General features: G+C 41.9%; 1 protein-coding gene and 1 pseudogene. Both read left to right on the top strand.

Annotated elements, in window-relative coordinates:
* Positions 1-501: RNA polymerase sigma factor (locus IQR33_RS20945; RefSeq protein WP_193844017.1), on the top strand; the 501-nt coding region annotated here is incomplete at its 5' end.
* A pseudogene (locus IQR33_RS20940) lies at positions 498-623 on the top strand (zf-HC2 domain-containing protein); the annotation flags it as partial. The gene IQR33_RS20945 and the pseudogene IQR33_RS20940, both read left to right, overlap by 4 nt.

The raw sequence follows: 623 nt of genomic DNA, 5'->3' as shown, positions 1-623 counted from the left end.
TTCGCTTTTGTATTCCGTTTTTACGCACCCAAGCTGAAGCAATTCGCTTACAAACATGTTGGTAATGAGCAAGTTGCTATGGAGATGGTGCAAGAGACCATGGCGACAGTTTGGCAGAAAGCGCACCTCTATGATGGTGAAAAGAGCGCGTTATCGACTTGGATATATACCATAATCCGAAACCTTTGTTTTGATCTGCTGAGAAAACAGAAAGGTAAGGAATTACACATTCATTCTGATGACATTTGGCCGTCAGAGTATTATCCACCTGATCTTGTTGATCACTATTCACCAGAACAAGATATGTTGAAAGAACAGGTGGTTAAGTTTTTAGATATATTACCGAAAAACCAGAGAGATGTTTTACAAGCGGTATATCTTGAAGAGTTACCTCATCAACAGGTCGCGGAATTATTTGATATACCCCTCGGTACCGTAAAATCCAGGCTGAGGCTTGCAGTAGAAAAGCTAAGGCATTCAATGCATACGGAGCAACTATGAACAAACACCCAGATAACAGCTTGTTAGAAGCATACGCTTCGGGAAGCATTGATGCAGTTTCTGGTCTTGTGGTCGCAACCCATTTAGAAACATGCACCAAGTGCCGAGCTTATGTGAACCAA

The sequence above is a fragment of the Vibrio sp. OPT46 genome, assembly GCF_015163535.1.
In the GTDB taxonomy this organism is placed as follows: Bacteria; Pseudomonadota; Gammaproteobacteria; order Enterobacterales; family Vibrionaceae; genus Vibrio; species Vibrio alginolyticus.
The sequence above is the reverse complement of the archived record's forward strand: the minus strand, read 5'-3'. Positions and strand labels throughout refer to the sequence as shown.